Origin of the sequence: Pseudomonas sp. H1h (genome assembly GCF_000633255.1) — a bacterium.
GTDB lineage: Bacteria > Pseudomonadota > Gammaproteobacteria > Pseudomonadales > Pseudomonadaceae > Aquipseudomonas.
In genome coordinates this window covers 1-16,269 of sequence record NZ_AYMJ01000023.1, presented here as the reverse complement: position 1 = coordinate 16,269, position 16,269 = coordinate 1, and the positions used below count along the sequence as shown (strand labels likewise).

Annotated in this window: 16 protein-coding genes and 1 other RNA gene; 6 read left to right on the top strand and 11 right to left on the bottom strand. The window is 62.2% G+C overall.

Translation table 11 applies throughout. From position 1 onward, the window contains the following. Positions 1-156: 156 nt before the first annotated feature. Positions 157-3,030 carry an aminomethyl-transferring glycine dehydrogenase gene (gene gcvP, locus U862_RS0119865; RefSeq protein ID WP_025112012.1) on the bottom strand — a complete coding sequence of 958 codons (2,874 nt, stop codon included), beginning with the start codon at positions 3,028-3,030 and terminating at the stop codon, positions 157-159. A 156-nt stretch (positions 3,031-3,186) separates the two neighbouring features. On the opposite strand from gcvP, the gene U862_RS0119860 reads away from it, so the two are divergent. Further along, entirely contained in the window at positions 3,187-4,329 is a 1,143-nt protein-coding gene (locus U862_RS0119860; RefSeq protein WP_025112011.1) for a DegT/DnrJ/EryC1/StrS aminotransferase family protein, read from the top strand. Positions 4,330-4,383: 54 nt separating this feature from the next. On the opposite strand, the gene gcvH is transcribed toward U862_RS0119860, so the two are convergent. The 9 genes from gcvH to U862_RS0119815 form a co-directional block, all read right to left on the bottom strand. Further along, positions 4,384-4,767: a glycine cleavage system protein GcvH gene (gcvH, locus tag U862_RS0119855; RefSeq protein WP_025112010.1), complete on the bottom strand. Its 384-nt coding sequence runs from the start codon at positions 4,765-4,767 to the stop codon at positions 4,384-4,386. A 49-nt stretch (positions 4,768-4,816) separates the two neighbouring features. Next, positions 4,817-5,899 carry a glycine cleavage system aminomethyltransferase GcvT gene (gene gcvT / locus U862_RS0119850; RefSeq protein WP_025112009.1) on the bottom strand — a complete coding sequence of 361 codons (1,083 nt, stop codon included), beginning with the start codon at positions 5,897-5,899 and terminating at the stop codon, positions 4,817-4,819. Between the two features lie 156 nt (positions 5,900-6,055). Then, entirely contained in the window at positions 6,056-7,672 is a 1,617-nt protein-coding gene (locus U862_RS0119845; RefSeq protein ID WP_025112008.1) for an iron ABC transporter permease, read from the bottom strand. Positions 7,673-7,791: 119 nt separating this feature from the next. After that, positions 7,792-8,796, bottom strand: coding sequence for an extracellular solute-binding protein (locus U862_RS0119840; protein ID WP_025112007.1), 1,005 nt, complete (start codon positions 8,794-8,796; stop codon positions 7,792-7,794). Positions 8,797-9,017: 221 nt separating this feature from the next. Further along, on the bottom strand, positions 9,018-10,235 hold the full coding sequence (locus U862_RS0119835; protein WP_177327354.1) for a 2-octaprenyl-3-methyl-6-methoxy-1,4-benzoquinol hydroxylase: 1,218 nt from the start codon (positions 10,233-10,235) through the stop codon (positions 9,018-9,020). 9 nt (positions 10,236-10,244) lie between these two features. After that, positions 10,245-10,730: a DUF4442 domain-containing protein gene (locus U862_RS0119830; protein WP_025112005.1), complete on the bottom strand. Its 486-nt coding sequence runs from the start codon at positions 10,728-10,730 to the stop codon at positions 10,245-10,247. After that, on the bottom strand, positions 10,723-11,910 hold the full coding sequence (gene ubiH, locus U862_RS0119825; RefSeq protein ID WP_025112004.1) for a 2-octaprenyl-6-methoxyphenyl hydroxylase: 1,188 nt from the start codon (positions 11,908-11,910) through the stop codon (positions 10,723-10,725). Before ubiH ends, U862_RS0119830 begins: the two co-directional genes overlap by 8 nt. After that, a complete protein-coding gene (gene pepP / locus U862_RS0119820) occupies positions 11,907-13,241 on the bottom strand; it encodes a Xaa-Pro aminopeptidase (protein ID WP_025112003.1) in 1,335 nt (444 codons plus the stop codon). The genes ubiH and pepP overlap by 4 nt, the downstream gene beginning before the upstream one ends. 27 nt (positions 13,242-13,268) lie before the next feature. Further along, positions 13,269-13,838: a YecA family protein gene (locus tag U862_RS0119815; protein WP_025112002.1), complete on the bottom strand. Its 570-nt coding sequence runs from the start codon at positions 13,836-13,838 to the stop codon at positions 13,269-13,271. Positions 13,839-13,968: 130 nt separating this feature from the next. Here U862_RS0119815 and U862_RS0119810 point away from each other — a divergent pair, with 130 nt between their 5' ends. The 4 genes from U862_RS0119810 (at position 13,969) to U862_RS0119800 (ending at position 15,387) form a co-directional block, all read left to right on the top strand. Then, the gene (locus tag U862_RS0119810) at positions 13,969-14,178 is read left to right on the top strand and encodes a TIGR02449 family protein (protein WP_025112001.1); all 210 of its coding nucleotides are present in this window, start codon (positions 13,969-13,971) and stop codon (positions 14,176-14,178) included. Further along, positions 14,175-14,492 carry a cell division protein ZapA gene (locus tag U862_RS0119805; protein WP_008055229.1) on the top strand — a complete coding sequence of 106 codons (318 nt, stop codon included), beginning with the start codon at positions 14,175-14,177 and terminating at the stop codon, positions 14,490-14,492. Before U862_RS0119810 ends, U862_RS0119805 begins: the two co-directional genes overlap by 4 nt. Before the next feature lie 30 nt (positions 14,493-14,522). Further along, positions 14,523-14,701, top strand: a non-coding RNA gene (gene ssrS, locus U862_RS29725) — 6S RNA. Between the two features lie 80 nt (positions 14,702-14,781). Next, positions 14,782-15,387 carry a 5-formyltetrahydrofolate cyclo-ligase gene (locus U862_RS0119800; RefSeq protein ID WP_025112000.1) on the top strand — a complete coding sequence of 202 codons (606 nt, stop codon included), beginning with the start codon at positions 14,782-14,784 and terminating at the stop codon, positions 15,385-15,387. A 35-nt stretch (positions 15,388-15,422) separates the two neighbouring features. On the opposite strand, the gene U862_RS30930 is transcribed toward U862_RS0119800, so the two are convergent. Next, positions 15,423-15,578: a hypothetical protein gene (locus U862_RS30930; RefSeq protein ID WP_003229308.1), complete on the bottom strand. Its 156-nt coding sequence runs from the start codon at positions 15,576-15,578 to the stop codon at positions 15,423-15,425. A 197-nt stretch (positions 15,579-15,775) separates the two neighbouring features. Here U862_RS30930 and U862_RS0119790 point away from each other — a divergent pair, with 197 nt between their 5' ends. Continuing rightward, entirely contained in the window at positions 15,776-16,228 is a 453-nt protein-coding gene (locus tag U862_RS0119790) for an EVE domain-containing protein (RefSeq protein ID WP_025111999.1), read from the top strand. The last annotated feature ends 41 nt before the right edge of the window (positions 16,229-16,269 follow it).

The following is a 16,269-nucleotide window of genomic DNA, read 5'->3' as shown; positions in this document are numbered from 1 at the left end:
GCCGCTCAGATGAGCGGCATTTTTTTGCCCGTAATGTCGAATTCACCACATCACTTTGTGGGAGCGAGCCTGCTCGCGAACACGGTGGGTCAGATACAGGTATGTCATCTGACACGACGCCTTCGCGAGCAGGCTCGCTCCCACTCAACCTGGAAATCAGCGGTAATCATCCACCGGCACACACGCGCAAAACAGATTGCGATCCCCATAGACATTGTCGACCCGGTTCACCGCCGGCCAGTATTTATGCGCCTTTGTGTGCGCATCCGGAGTGATGCCCTGTTCGATGCTGTAAGGCCGCTCCCAGACCCCGGTAACATCCGCCAGCGTATGCGGAGCACGCTTGAGCGGATTGTCTTCCGCCGGCCAGTTGCCGTTCTGCACCTCGGTGATTTCCGCACGAATGCTCAACATGGCGCCGATAAACCGGTCCAGCTCAGCCTTGGACTCGCTCTCGGTAGGCTCGACCATCAGCGTCCCCGGCACCGGGAATGACATGGTTGGCGCATGGAAGCCGTAGTCCATCAGACGCTTGGCGACGTCCTCTTCGCTGATCCCGGTCTGCGCCTTCAACGGCCGTAGATCGAGAATGCACTCATGGGCAACCCGTCCGTTGCGCCCGGTGTACAGCACCGGGAAAGCGCCGGATAAGTGTTGCGCCAGATAATTCGCCGCCAGGATCGCCACTTCGCTGGCGTCCGCCAATTGCGGCCCCATCATCGCGATGTACATCCAGCTGATCGGCAAAATGCTCGCGCTGCCCCACGGCGCCGCGCTGACCGCACCGTTCTGCGGCAGCGGGCCGTCGATCGGCACCACCGGGTGATTGGCGACGAACGGCGCCAGATGCGCACGAATGCCGATCGGCCCCATGCCCGGCCCGCCGCCGCCATGCGGAATGCAAAAGGTCTTGTGCAGGTTCATGTGTGACACGTCGGCGCCGATGTCCGCCGGCCGCGCCAGCCCGACCTGCGCATTGAGGTTGGCGCCGTCCATGTACACCTGCCCGCCGTGCTTGTGGATAACTTCGCAGATTTCGCTGATGCCTTCCTCGTACACGCCGTGGGTCGAAGGATAGGTCGCCATCAGGCACGACAACTTGTCCCCCGCCTCGGCAGCCTTGGTTTTCAGGTCATCCAGATCGACGTTGCCAGCCTCGTCGCACTCGACGATCACCACGCGCATCCCCGCCATCTGTGCCGAAGCCGGGTTGGTGCCGTGGGCCGAAGACGGAATCAGGCAGATGTCCCGTGCGCCCTGATGCCGGCTCTCGTGATATTTGCGAATCGCCAGCAGCCCGGCGTACTCGCCCTGAGCGCCGGAGTTAGGCTGCATGCAGATCGCATCAAACCCGGTGATCGCACACAACCAGCGCTCCAGCTCTTCGATCATCAAGGTGTAACCGATCGCCTGCTCCCGAGGCGCAAACGGGTGCAGGTTGGCGAACTGCGGCCAGGTGATCGGGATCATTTCGCTGGTGGCATTGAGTTTCATGGTGCAGGAGCCCAGCGGGATCATCGACTGGTTGAGCGCCAGATCCTTGTTCTCCAATTGCTTGAGGTAGCGCAGCATCTCGGTTTCGCTGTGATGCGCGTTGAACACCGGATGAAGCAGGTAAGGCGTCTTGCGCTGGAGGGAGTCGGGGATGCCTGAAACCAGCGTTTCTGCATCCATTTCGTCGACGTTCAACCCATGATCGGCGCCGAGCAGCACATCGAACAGTTTCGCTACCGTGTTTTCATCGCAAGTCTCGTCGAGGCTCAAGCCCACTCGGCCCCGGCCAAGAATCCGCAGGTTGATCTGCGCAGCCTTGGCGCTGTCGATGATCGCGCTCTGCGCGCCACCCACGTCGAGGGTCAGGGTGTCGAAAAACTGCCCGTTGACCCGTTGGAGGCCGTGGCGCTCAAGGCCCGCAGCCAGAATGCAGGTCAGCCGATGTACCCGCTGGGCGATCCGTTTCAAGCCTTCAGGCCCGTGATACACCGCGTAGAAACTGGCGATGTTGGCCAGCAGCACCTGCGCGGTACAGATGTTCGAATTGGCCTTCTCCCGGCGAATGTGTTGCTCGCGGGTTTGCAGGGCCATGCGCAACGCGACGTTGCCGCGAGCGTCCTTCGAGACGCCGATGATCCGCCCCGGGATCGCCCGTTTGTATTCGTCGCGGCTGGCAAAAAACGCCGCATGCGGGCCGCCGTAACCCATCGGCACACCAAAGCGCTGGGACGAACCGAACACCACGTCCGCGCCCAGTTCACCCGGCGGCGTCAGCAGCAACAGGCTCAGCAGGTCCGCCGCCACACAGGCCAGCGCCTGCTGCGCGTGCAGTTGATCGATGACCGGGCGCAGATCGCGGATCTCGCCGTGGGTGTCGGGATACTGCAGCAGTGCGCCAAACACCTGGTGCTGTTTCAGGTTATCCACAGCGTCGATGATCAGTTCAAAGCCGAAACCTTCGGCGCGGGTCTGCACCACGGAGATGGTCTGCGGATGACAGTTCTCGTCGACGAAAAACAGATTGCTCCTGGACTTCGCCACACGCTTGGCCAACGCCATGGCTTCCGCCGCAGCGGTGGCTTCGTCGAGCAACGAGGCGTTGGCCAGTTCAAGCCCGGTGAGGTCGATGGTCAGTTGCTGAAAATTCAGCAACGCTTCAAGACGGCCCTGGGCGATCTCCGGTTGGTACGGGGTGTACGCGGTGTACCAGCCGGGATTTTCCAGCACGTTGCGCAGGATGACCGTCGGCGTCAGCGTGCCGTGGTAGCCCATGCCGATCAGACTGGTCCACACCTGGTTCTGCTCGGCATAACCGCGCAGCCTGGCCAGCGCCGCCTGTTCGTCGAGGGCCGGCGGCAAATCCAGCGCCCGGTTCAGGCGAATGCCCGGCGGCACCGTCTGCTCGATCAGTTCGACCCGGCTGCCGAGACCGAGGCTGTCGAGCATCGCCTGCTGTTCGGCAGCGTCGGGCCCCAAATGGCGGCGCAGGAAGGCTTCAGGGTCGCGTAACTGGCTCAAGGATGGCAACTGGGACATGACGGGCTCTCTCTTGACTGGCGCTCGGCGTCAATGCAACACGGTCAAACCAGCATAGCAGCCGATACCGACGCGCACGGCTTGGCGGCACAGGGCGTTCCGGGGCATGCTGTAGCGCCTGCATCAGGCGTCCAACTTTCGGATGATCGAATCCTCATGAGCCAACTGCCGTTCCTGCCGTTTTCCAAACCTGTCATTGATGAAGCCACGATTGCCGCCGTCGGCGATGTGCTGCGCTCCGGCTGGATCACCAGCGGGCCGAAGGTCCAGGCCTTCGAAGCACAGCTGTCGGAATACTTCGGCGGGCGCCCGGTGCGCACGTTCAACTCCGGCACCTGCACCATGGAAATCGCCTTGCGCATCGCCGGCATCGGGCCGGGTGATGAAGTGATCACCACGCCGATCTCCTGGGTCGCCACTGCCAACGTGATTCTGGAAGTCGGCGCCACGCCGGTGTTTGCTGACATCGACCCGGTGACCCGCAACATCGACCTGGACCAGCTGGAAGCGGCGATCACCCCGCGCACCAAAGCGGTGATTCCGGTGTACCTCGCCGGCTTGCCAGTAGACATGGATCGGCTGTACGCCATTGCCCGCCAACATAATCTGCGCATTGTCGAAGACGCCGCCCAGGCGCTGGGTTCGAGCTGGAAGGGTCAACGCATCGGCGCCACCGGCGATTTCGTGTCGTTCAGCTTTCAGGCCAACAAGAACGTGACCTGCTCCGAGGGCGGCTGCCTGGTGCTGAACACCCCGGAAGAAGCGCGGCTGGCGGAGAAGTATCGTCTGCAAGGCGTGACCCGCAACGGCTTCGACGGCCTCGATGTCGATGTGCTCGGCGGCAAATTCAACATGACCGACGTCGCCGCGACCATCGGCCTGGGACAGTTTGCCCACATCGAGACGCTGACCGCCCATCGCCAAGAACTGGCCCGTCACTACTTCACATGTTTTGGCGATGACTTTGAAGCGACCTATGGCGCCCAGCTGCCGCCAGCGGATTTCACCCACAGCAACTGGCACCTGTTCCAGCTGGTGCTGCCAGAGCGCAAGGACGGCTTGCCGGCACGGGCCACGTTCATGGAGCAGATGCAGGCCAAAGGCATCGGCATCGGTTACCACTACCCGCCGATCCATTTGCTCAGCCTGTACCGCGAGCGCGGTTTCCAGGAAGGCATGCTGCCGGTGGCCGAGCGCGTCGGGCGACTGATTGTGTCGTTGCCGATGTTCACTACCATGACCAAGGATGACGTCGAGCGTTCGGTGGCGGCGGTGAAAGCGGTGTTGCGCGACGCCTGATCGGCGCCCACAAAAAAGCCCCGACAGGTCGGGGCTTTGCGGTGTAGCGGGCACTTACTCGCCGATGGCAGCCTTGTAGGCGGCGGCGTCGAGCAGATTGTCCAGCTCGGCCTTATCGCTTGGCTTGAGCTTGAAGATCCATGCGCCGTACGGGTCGTTGTTCAGGTCTTCCGGCGCATCGGCCAGCGCTTCGTTGATTGCGATCACTTCACCGCTGATCGGCGAGTAGATGTCGGACGCCGCTTTCACGGACTCGACCACACCGGCCGCTTCACCGGCTTCGAACACCTTGCCCACTTCAGTCAACTCAACGAACACCACATCGCCCAGCGCTTCCTGCGCGTGATCGCTGATGCCCACGGTAACGGTGCCGTCGGCTTCCAGACGTGCCCACTCATGACTTTCGGCAAAACGCAGTTCAGCGGGGATATTGCTCATGCTCGGTGTCCTCAAGAAAGTTGTCAGCGGTCATGCCCGCCGGAAAAGGTTAGATCAAGGTTTTGCCATGGCGCACGAAGGTCGGCTTGACCACTCGTACCGGATACCACTTGCCACGGATTTCCACTTCGGCGCGGTCGGCTGTGGCCATCGGTACACGCGCCAGGGCAATCGATTTGCTTAGCGTAGGAGAGAAACTACCACTGGTGATCTCCCCTTCGCCAACATCGGCGATACGAACCACCTGATGAGCACGTAAAACACCGCGTTCCTCAAGCACCAGGCCCACCAGTTTGTGCGCAACACCGGCGGCTTTTTCCGCTTCCAGCGCTGCACGACCGATAAACTGCCGCGAGGCCGGTTCCCAGGCAATGCTCCAGGCCATATTGGACGCCAGCGGCGAGACATCCTGATGAATGTCCTGGCCGTAGAGGTTCATCCCGGCTTCCACCCGCAACGTGTCACGGGCGCCGAGGCCGATCGGCGAAATGCCGGCGCCCACCAGATCGTTGAAGAACCCCGGGGCCTGATCGGCCGGCAGAGCGATTTCCAGACCGTCCTCTCCGGTGTAACCGGTGCGCGCAATGAACCAGTCGCCATCGACGTGAGCTTCAAACGGCTTGAGATGCTGGATCAGTTCGGCGCGGGACTGGGTCACCAGCTCGGCGATCTTGTGCCGGGCCTGCGGGCCTTGAATGGCGAGCATCGCCAGCTCGGAGCGCTCCTGCAGGTTGACCTTGAAACCGGCGACGTGCGCCTGCATCCAGGCCAGATCCTGATCACGGGTGGAGGCGTTGACCACCAGCCGATAACCGTCTTCGAGGCGATAGACGAGCATGTCATCGACGATGCCGCCGCGCTCGTTGAGCATGGTGCTGTAGAGCGCGCGGCCGGGGCGGTGCAGGCGCTCGACGTCATTGGCCAGCAAATGCTGCAGCCAGGCCTTGGCCTGGGCACCGGTGACATCGATCACGGTCATGTGGGAAACATCGAAGACCCCGCAATCGCGGCGCACCTCGTGGTGCTCCTCGACCTGCGAGCCGTAATGCAGTGGCATGTCCCAACCGCCAAAATCGACCATTTTCGCGCCGAGGGCGAGATGCAGGTCATACAGAGGCGTACGCTGTCCCATGGGTTTCTCCTTCCGGGCGTGGCGAAGGTGCGGACAGCCGCTGTACGGGGTGAAAGCCGCGAAATAGAAGGCTTTCAGCCGATTTCAGCGAACGGGTCTGTCAGACGAACCGCACCGAATGCCGCGCATTGTAGCCGCATGATTCAGGACTCACTACTAAGTGTTTCGATGCGCCGAGCGGCGGATCAGGCCGATGACCGGCAATAAACCGACCAACACCAGGGTCAACGCCGGCAACGACGCACGCGCCCACTCGCCCTCGCTGGTCATTTCAAAGATCCGCACCGCCAGCGTGTCCCAGCCAAACGGGCGCATCAACAGGGTCGCGGGCATTTCCTTGAGCACATCGACGAACACCAGCAACGCGGCGCTCAGCGTGCCGGGCAACAACAACGGCAGATACACTTTGAAAAACAGTCGCGGCCCACTGACACCCAGGCTCCGTGCCGCTTCAGGCAAAGATGGCCGTATACGCGCCAGACTGTTTTCCAGCGGCCCGTAGGCCACGGCAATGAAGCGCACCAGATAGGCCATCAACAAAGCCGCCAGACTGCCCAGCAGCAGCGGCTTGCCGGCGCCCCCGAGCCAGCCCGAAAGCGGAATCACCAGTTCGCGGTCGAGGTAGCTGAAGGCGAGCATGATCGACACCGCCAAGACTGAACCCGGCAGCGCATAACCGAGATTGGCCAGGCTGACGCCGGAACGGATCGCCCGGGTCGGCGCCAGTCGTCGGGCAAACGCCAGCAGCAGCGCGACGCTGACGGTAATCAGCGCCGCCATGCCGCCCAGATACAAGGTGTGCAGGATCAGCCCGGTGTAGCGCTCATCCAGATCGAAACGGCCGCGCTGCCAGAACCAGACGATCAGTTGCAGCAGCGGAATGACGAAGGCGCAGGCGAACACCAATCCACACCAGCTCGTCGCCGCGAAGGCCTTGAATCCACGCAAGTGATACAGCGCTTTCACCCGCGGCCGCTCGTTGCTCGCCCGGTTGGCGCCGCGCGCACGCCTCTCGCCGTAGAGCACCAGCATCACCACCAGCAACAACAGGCTCGCCAGTTGTGCCGCGCTGGGCAGACTGAAGAAGCCGTACCAGGTCTTGTAGATCGCGGTGGTGAAGGTGTCGAAGTTGAACACCGATACCGCCCCGAAATCGGCCAGGGTTTCCATCAGCGCCAGCGCCACACCGGCGCCAATCGCCGGACGCGCCATTGGCAACGCCACCCGCCAGAACGCCTGCCAGGGCGATTGGCCGAGCACCCGCGCAGCTTCCATCAGGCCTTTGCCTTGCGCAAGAAATGCGGTGCGCGCCAGCAGATAGACGTAGGGATAAAACACCAGCACCAGCACCACAATCACCCCGCCTGTGGAGCGCACTCGCGGCAGGCGCAAACCGCTGCCGAACCACTCACGCAGCAGGGTTTGCACGGGGCCGGCGAAGTCCAGCAGACCGACGAAGACGAACGCCAGCACATAGGCAGGAATGGCAAATGGCAGCATCAGCGCCCAGTCGAGCCAGCGACGGCCGGGAAACTCGCAGAGGCTGGTAAGCCACGCCAGACTGACACCGAGCAGCGTCACGCCGACGCCCACGCCAAGCACCAGCGTCAGAGTGTTGCCCAGCAGGCGCGGCAGCTGGGTTTCCCACAGGTGCGACCAGATCTGCTGATCGATGGTTTGCCACGACAACAGCAGAACACTCAGAGGCAACAGCACCAGCGCAGCGATGGCGCAGACGATGGGGTACCAGCGGCGTTGAGCGGGGTGGGCCACTTTTGAATCTCTGGAGGGATTGGGGTGATCTTGGATTGAGTATTTCAGGTTGGGATTGTTGCCCTCTCCCTTGGGGAGAGGGACTGGATCTTGAAGCAGTCGAGCCTATCGGAAGAGACTCAGTTCCAGCCCGCCCGATCCATCATCCGGATCGCCTCTGCCTGGCGTTTGCCCGCCACTTCCACCGGCAAGGTGTCGGCAATGAACTTGCCCCACGCTGCCACTTCCTCGGAAGGTTTCACCGCCGGGTTGGCCGGGAATTCCTGGTTCACGTCGGCGAAGATCTTCTGCGCCTCCGGCGTGGTCATCCACTCCACCAGCGCCTTGGCCGCTTCCGGGTGCGGCGCGTGTTTGGTCAGGCCGATGCCCGACAGGTTGACGTGCACGCCGCGATCGGCCTGATTCGGCCAGAACAGTTTCACCGGCAGCTCCGGTTTCTGCTTGTGCAGGCGACCGTAGTAGTAGGTGTTGACGATGCCGACATCACACTGACCGGCGTCGATCGCCTCCAGCACCGCAACGTCGTCGGAGAACACGTCGGTGGACAGGTTGTTGACCCAGCCCTTGAGGATCTTCTCGGTCTTCTCGGCGCCGTGCACCTCGATCATGGTCGCGGTCAGCGACTGGTTGTAGACCTTCTTCGCCGTGCGCAGGCACAGGCGCCCTTCCCAGTTCTTGTCGGCCAGCGCTTCGTAGGTGGTCAACTCGCCCGGTTTCACGCGCTCGGTGGAATAGGCGATGGTCCGCGCGCGCAGGCTCAGGCCAGTCCAGGCATGGGTCGAGGAGCGATATTGCAGAGGAATGTTGGCGTCGATGGTCTTCGAGGTGAACGGCTGCAGGATGCCCATCTGCTCGGCTTGCCAGAGGTTGCCGGCATCGACGGTGAGCAGCAGGTCGGCGGTGGCGTTTTCACCTTCAGCCTTGATGCGCTGCATCAGCGGCGCTTCCTTGTCGGTGATGAACTTGATCTTCACCCCGGTTTTCGCGGTGTAGGCGTCGAACACCGGCTTGATCAGTTCATCGATACGCGAGGAGTAGACCACCACCTCGTCGGCGGCCTGGGCGGTGGTGCTGCCGATCAGGGTCAGGGCCAGTGCGGTCAGAAGACGCTTGGGTGCCAACATGGGAGTGATCTCTGGGTCGGAAAATGTGAGCCAAATGATAAGGACTCACATTTACCACCTCAATCGAACTCTTTTCCAAGGAGTTACCAGATGTTGCACAGTTCCGAAACTGCGGTGAATGGACGGACGCCATCGCGAGCAGGCTCACCCCTACAGTCGGAATGCGTTCCCATGCAGGAGTAAGCCTGCTCGCGAGGAGGTCATCAGCCTCAATGAAGATGTCAGGGTTTGGCGAGCGCCGGAAGGTCGCCTGTAAGGCCAAGTGCTTCACGAACAAAGAGAGCCTTGGCCTCCGGCATCTGCTCCACCAGCTTCAACCCGGCATTGCGCAGCCAGCGCACCGGCAATGGGTCCGCCTGGAACAAACGCTCGAAGCCCTCCATCGCCGCCATCAGCGCCAGGTTGTGCGGCATGCGCCGACGTTCATAGCGGCTCAGCACCTTCACGTCCGCCAGTCGCTCGCCGCGCTCGGCTGCCTGCAACAGCACTTCAGCCAGCACCGCCGCATCGAGGAAACCCAGGTTCACGCCCTGCCCGGCCAACGGGTGAATGGTGTGCGCCGCATCGCCGATCAGCGCCAGGCCTTCGGCCACGTAGCGTTTGGCATGCCGTTGACGCAGCGGCACGCACAGTCGCGGGTCGGCACTGATGACGTCGCCAAGACAGCCTTCGAACGCACGCTCCAGCTCACGGCAGAACGCAGTTTCATCCAGCGCCATCAGGCGTTCGGCTTCACTCGGCGTGGTCGACCAGACGATCGAGCACCAGTCCTGCTGCCCGTCACGCTCCAGCGGCAAAAACGCCAGCGGCCCGTGATCGGTGAAACGCTGCCACGCGGTCATCCGGTGCGGCTTGCTGCTGCGTACGCTGGTGACGATGGCGTGGTGCAGGTAATCCCACTCGCGGGTGGCGACACCGGTCAGGCGACGCACCGCCGAGTTCGCACCGTCCGCAGCGATCACCAGCGGCGCGCGCAACTGACGACCATCCGCCAGGGTCAGCAGCCAGTCGTCACCGGAGCGACGCATCTGCTCAAGTCGCGCATTGGCCAGCATGCCCAGATCGCAGTCGTGCAAACGATCGAGCAAGGCGTCCTGCACGACACGGTTTTCGACGATATGTCCCAGCACCTCGGCGTGCACACTGCTCGCCGAGAAATGAATCTGTCCGGTGCCGCTGCCGTCCCACACATGCATGTCGGTGTACGGGCTGCTGCGGCGCTTGGCGATGCCGTCCCACACGCCGAGGCGCTCGAGAATCCGCTGGCTGGCCGCCGACAAGGCGCTCACCCGTGGCTCGAACGGCGCGGCGGCATCGAACGGTTTGACGCTCAGCGGGCTGCCGTCGAGCAGCAGGACTTCGAGCCCGCTGTCCTGCAACGCCAACGCGAGGGCGCTGCCGACCATTCCAGCTCCGACAATCAGCAGATCTGCGCGCATTTCCATGCTTTAAGCCTGTCTCGCTTGCGGCTTGAGCCGCACGTAAAGGGTTTTTCCGACCCGCGCCACGAGGTTGCCGGCGCCGTCATGAATGTCGACCTGCAATTGCGGCAGGTATTTCTCGCCGTTGGCGGTCTGCCGACGGATCTCGTCGAGCAGGGTGTCGTCGATGTTGAACCGGGCGAACACCGGGCCTTTGCCCGGCGCGATGAAATCGATATCGGCCGCCTTGTCCCAGACGATGTACCGCGAACCGAGGTTTTCCATGAGCATCAGCATGAAGAACGGATCGACCATCGAATACAGACTGCCGCCGAACTGGGTACCGACATAGTTGCGGTTGTACCAACCCAGGCCCATCGACACCTGCACGTCGCGAAAGTCATCGCTGATGTGTCGTACCCGCACGCCGGCACCCAGGTATGGCGGGTAGAACGTCATCACCCAGCGCATCAGTCGCGCCTTGCCGAATTTCGCGGTCAACCACTTAAGCATCCGGGCGTGTTCCCAGCCCCATGGCCTGACGGGCGAACCAGCGCTTGGCCGGTGGCAGCAGATCGAGGCCGAGCAAGCCGATGTTGCGGCCCAGCGAGACCAGCGGCTGGGTGCTGCCGAACAGCCGTGTGACCTGATCGGAGAAGCCCACGGTAAGGTCCTGATCCAGACGCTGACGCTCGCGATACGCTTGCAAGGTAGCGAAATCGCCCAGCGGTTTGTCACTGGCGAGCAACGCCGCGGCCAAGGCATCGGCGTCGCGCAGCGACAGGTTGAAACCCTGCCCGGCAATCGGGTGCAGGCTGTGCGCGGCGTTGCCGAGCACGGCCAGATGCGAGCGCACTTGCTCCTCGGCCTCGACCAGCGTCAGCGGATACAGATGCCGCGCCCCAACCTGTTTCAAGGTGCCGAGACGGTAGCCGAACACGCCTTGCAGTTCGCTGAGGAAGTCGCGTTCGCTGAGGTCGGCCAGGCGTTGCGCGTCCATCCCCAGGCGGGTCCAGACCAGCGCGCAGCGGTTGTCCGGCAGCGGCAGCAGCGCCATCGGCCCTTCGTCGGTGAAGCGCTCGAAGGCCATGCCGTTGTGCGCTTCGCTCGGGGTGATGTTGGCGATCAGCGCACTCTGGTTGTACGGACGCTTGCGCACGTTGATGCCCAACTGCTCGCGCAGACCGGAGCGGCCGCCATCGGCGAGTACCGCCAGATCACACTCGATGGTGGTTTCATCATTGAGGGTCAGGCGATAGCCATCGGGCAGCGGCTCCATGCGCGTGACTTCCGCGGGGCAGCGCCAGCTGATCACCTCTTTATCGAGGTGCTGCCACAGGCACTGGCCAAGCCAGGCGTTTTCCACCACGTAACCCAGGGCCGGTACGCCCTCTTCCATCGCCGATAGACGGGCGGTGGAGAAGCGGCCACGGTCGGACACGTGAATCTGTTTGATCGGCTCGGCGCGGCGGGAAATCTCCTGCCACACGCCCAACCGCTGATAGATCTGCCGCGAACCGAAGGACAGCGCCGACGAACGGGCGTCGTAGCTCGGCTGCCAGCTGTCACCGGGGGCGAACGGTTCGATCAGCACGATTTTCCAGCCGCAAGCCTTGGCCCCGGCCTGCAGGGCCAACGCCAGACTGGCGCCGACCAGGCCGCCACCGATGATTGCCAGATTGACTCGACTCATGCCGCGTGTGTCCGTGCTTGCGCCATCAGCGCTTCGATCTCGGCGACGGTTTTCGGTACGCCGCTGGTCAGGATTTCACAACCGCTCTTGGTCACTACCACGTCATCCTCGATGCGCACGCCAATGCCGCGCCATTTCTTCGCTACGTTCTGGTTGTCCGGGGCGATGTAGATGCCCGGCTCCACGGTCAGCGCCATGCCGACCTCCAGTACGCGCCATTCGCCGCCGACCTTGTATTCGCCGACGTCGTGTACATCCATGCCCAGCCAGTGGCCGGCACGGTGCATGTAAAACGCTTTATAGGCTTCGTTCGCGATCAGCTCGTCGACCTCGCCTTGCAGGATCCCGAGCTTGACCAGGCCGGTGGTAATAACCCTGACCGTGGCTTCGTGCGCCTGATTCCAGTTTTTGTTCGGGGCGATTTCGGCAAAGGCGGCTTCCTGCGAGGCCAGCACCAACTCGTAAATCGCTTTCTGCTCGGCGGAAAACTTGCCGTTGACCGGCCAGGTACGGGTGATGTCGCTGGCGTAGCAATCGATCTCGCAACCGGCGTCGATCAACACCAGATCGCCGTCCTTGAGCAGCGCGTCATTCTGCTGGTAATGCAGGATGCAGCTGTTGCGCCCCGCCGCGACGATCGAACCATAGGCCGGCATCTTCGCCCCGCCCTTGCGGAATTCGTAATCGAGCTCGGCTTCGAGGCTGTACTCGTGGAGCCCGGCCCGACTGGCCTGCATCGCGCGGATATGAGCCTGAGCAGAAATCCGTGCGGCTTCGCGCATCACCTTCACTTCTGCCGCCGATTTATACAGACGCATATCGTGCAACAGGTGATCCAGGGCAACGAATTCGTTCGGTGGCTGAGCGCCGAGGTGCGCCTTGGAGCGGATCACGTTGATCCAGTCCATCAGGTGGCGATCGAATTCCGGGTTGCTGCCCATTGCCGAATACACCCGGTCGCGGCCTTCGATCAGGCCTGGCAGGATGTCGTCGATATCGGTAATGGGGAACGCGTCATCGGCGCCGTAATCACGGATCGCACCTTCCTGCCCTGCACGCAGGCCGTCCCACAATTCGCGTTCGGCATTACGTTCACGGCAGAACAGCACGTACTCACCATGCTCGCGCCCCGGCATCAACACGATGACGGCTTGTGGCTCGGTGAATCCGCTGAGGTACTGGAAGTCGCTGTCCTGACGGTAGACGTGCTCGACGTCGCGGTTGCGGATCGCTACCGCGGCGGCGGGCAGGATCGCGATGCTGTTGGGTTCCATCTGCGCCATCAGGGCCTTGCGGCGACGGCTGTATTCCGCTTTGGGGATATGGGTCATGGGCAGATGGCTTTCCCTGGCACGCGATTAATGCAGCGACGGCTTGGCGGCTGGCGGCACGTCGGCTTTCTTGGTTTCCGAGAACAGCAGCAGCGGCGCGACGCGCAGGTACTCCATGACTTCCATGTAGTCGGATTCGCCGTCTTCGGATTCTTCCAGGGCATCTTGCACCTGAGAGATGGCCGCAAGGTCCTGCAACACTACGGTGGCATCAGTGCTGAGCATGCTGCTGTCGCGGCAGTTCAGGCCGAAGCCGCTGAGAAAGCCCTGGCACCACTCGCCCAATGCAGCGGCGCGGTCAGCCAGCGGGGCGTCATCGGTCGGCAGCAGCAGAACGACGGTGACGACGGTGACGTCGTCACCGGTCAGCTCGCCCTTGACCATCTCTTGCAGGCCGATCAGGGCGTTACGGACGTTGTCCTGGATGTCGCCTTCGAGCAGTTCGGCGGCGTCGATCAACCAGCCTTCGTTATCGAAGCCGGCGCCGGCGCAACTGCGGCCGAGCAGCATGCCATGCAGTTCGGCAGGCGAGACGTTGTGGCCGCTGGCAGTCAGCAGGGAGGCAAAGGCTTGGTACGGGGAATTCGCAATGGTCATGGGCAGCTAGGCGCCAGACGGCGCTATGTCTAGAATGAAGGCCTTGTATCCTACATCGACAGACTCGCCAAGACTATTAAAGGCTGTCCGCCCGCTATCCCATCAGACAGACTCCGACTCAGTGGACACAATGGAAGACACCGACCTGCAAGCGCTGATGGCCAGACTCGAACTGCTGATTAGTCGAGTGGAGCAACTTAAGAGTCAAAACGCACTCTTACTAGCTCAGGAAAAGACCTGGCGCGAGGAACGCGCTCACCTCATTGAAAAAAACGAAATCGCCCGGCGTAAGGTCGAATCGATGATTTCGCGCCTCAAGGCCCTGGAGCAAGACTCATGAGTTCAAGCAATAGCGTTACCGTGCAGATCCTCGACAAAGAATATTCGATCATCTGCCCGCAGGAAGAACGCAGCAATCTGGTCAGTGCCGCACGCTATCTGGACGGCAAGATGCGCGAGATTCGCAGCAGCGGCAAAGTCATCGGTGCCGACCGTATCGCCGTGATGGCCGCGCTGAACATCACCCATGACCTCTTGCACAAAGAAGAGCGCCCGGACATCCAGGCCAGCGGCTCGACCCGTGAACAGGTGCGCGACTTGCTCGATCGTGTCGATCTGGTGCTGGCCACCGATCCGGACGTCACCAAGGGCTGATTCGCCAGGCCGCTTGAGGTATACTCGCGGCACTCCCTGGGGTGCTTGCCAGTTGACGATGTCCCTGAGCCGATTCGCACTACCCTGGAGGTTGCACGTTGGGCTGGTGTGCATGTCCGCCAGACGGAAAGCCTTAAAGTCTACTGCATCCTCCACCTTGAACTTTCGGGTTCAAGGGCTAAGTTGACAGCGGTTCATCCGGGGAGCCTGATTCGAATCCGATGCCGGTTTTTGCCGGCATCGGATTTTTTATGCGTGCGTTTTCGCCCTCATCTGCCGAAGCCGAACCATGACCGAACCTGCGCTACTGCCCCGCCCGCAACTCCGTCGCCTGCTACGCGAGGCGCGCCGCGCGCTGACGCCGAGCGAGCAACGTCAGGCCGCCAAAGGCCTGTTCCGCCAACTGGCACAAGACCCGCACTTCCGCCGGGCGAAACACATTTCTCTGTATCTGCCCACCGACGGTGAAATCGATCCGCGCCTGCTGCTGCGCGAAGCCCAGCGTCGCGGCAAGGCGACCTACCTGCCGGTGCTCAGCGCCTGGCCGCGAACCAAAATGGTCTTCCAGCGCATTCGCCCCGCCGACAAGCTCAAGCCCAATCGCTTCCGCATTCTCGAACCGCGCGCCAACCTGGCCCGCCAACGCAAGATCTGGACGCTGGATCTGGTGTTGCTGCCACTGGTGGGGTTTGACGATGTCGGCGGACGCCTGGGGATGGGCGGTGGCTTCTACGACCGCAGCCTGGCGTACCTGGCCCGGCGCAAAAACTGGCGCAAGCCGACGCTGTTGGGGCTGGCCCATGAATGTCAGAAGGTCGGACGCCTGGCGCAGGCAAGCTGGGATGTACCGTTGCAGGGCACGGTGACGGACAAGGCGTGGTATTTCGCAGACTAGACGCCGCGCAGATCAGCGGCGTCGGAGAGGCCGTTTCAGCGCTTGAAGGCGGTCGACTGCTGAACCTGTTGCGCGACTTCAACCGGAGCATCGGTCTTGCTTGTCCACAGACTTTGCGCATAACCGGTGGTCACGACGCCCAGGCCGAACAAAATAACCAAAGTCCATAGCAAATCCGGTTTGCGTTTCATCGATTGCCCCCCTCAAGGCACATCATCACGATGACAGCAGCGGTTTCCGTTCGTAGGCCGTGCAGCAGCGTCAAGCTTTAAAGGCCGGCATTTTGCGACAACGTGAACCCGGGCGCAAACACTGACGTCAACCGACCGTCGGTTTGTCATAAAATTGCCCGACAACCTGCCCAATGACCGCTTGAGGAGCAAAAGACATGGCCTACTGGCTGATGAAATCCGAGCCCGATGAACTCTCGATCAAAGGTCTGGAGAAACTTGGCACAGCGCGCTGGGACGGGGTTCGCAACTATCAGGCACGCAATTTCCTGCGGGCGATGGCGGTGGGGGATGAGTTCTTTTTCTACCATTCCAGCTGCCCGGAGCCGGGAATTGCCGGAATCGGCAGAATTATCGAGGCGGCGTACCCGGATCCCACCGCACTGGAGCCGGAGAGTCATTACTTCGATCCGAAGGCTACCCCGGAGAAAAACGCCTGGAGCGCGATTGATGTCGAGCACGTCGAGACGTTTGTGCGGGTGTTGAAGCTGGATTATCTGAAGCAGCAGACGGCGCTGGCGGAAATGCCATTGGTGCAGAAGGGTTCGCGGCTGTCGGTGATGCCGGTAACGGCAGAGCAGTGGGCGGCAGTGATCGCGCTCAAACCCTGATTCATTGGGCGACTGATCAATTGCTTTCGCGAGCCAGCCCG